This window comes from Pseudomonas sp. I2, from assembly GCF_040984075.1.
GTDB lineage: Bacteria > Pseudomonadota > Gammaproteobacteria > Pseudomonadales > Pseudomonadaceae > Aquipseudomonas > Aquipseudomonas guariconensis_B.
In genome coordinates this window covers 1-418 of the sequence record NZ_JBCGFQ010000191.1, presented here as the reverse complement: position 1 = coordinate 418, position 418 = coordinate 1, and the positions used below count along the sequence as shown (strand labels likewise).

Below are 418 nucleotides of genomic sequence, written 5' to 3'. Positions count from 1 at the left end.
GTATTTGCCCGGACCGGAGATCAGCAGATCCTCTTTTTCGTAAACCAGATCCTGGCGCTTGTATTCCCCCATTTCGAAATCCGGGGTTAACTGAATCGCCGTGGTCGGACAGGCTTCTTCGCACAGACCACAGAAAATGCAGCGTGAGAAGTTGATGCGGAAAAATTCCGGGTACCAGCGACCGTCTTTGGTTTCTGCTTTTTGCAGCGAGATACAGCCGACCGGGCAGGCTACCGCGCAGAGGTTACAGGCTACGCAACGCTCTTCGCCGTCCGGGTCGCGGGTCAGAACGATACGACCACGATAACGGGGCGGCAGATAGACCGGCTCTTCCGGGTACATTCGCGTTTCGCGTTTGGCGAACGCGTGCAGGCCGATCATCCAGATACTACGAACCTGGGTGCCGAAACCTACTAAC

1 protein-coding gene is annotated in these 418 nt (G+C 56.2%); it reads right to left on the bottom strand.

Annotation, left to right across the window (positions count from 1 at the left end):
* Positions 1-418: NADH-quinone oxidoreductase subunit NuoI (nuoI, locus tag WCE05_RS26200; protein WP_368816865.1), on the bottom strand; the 418-nt coding region annotated here is incomplete at both ends.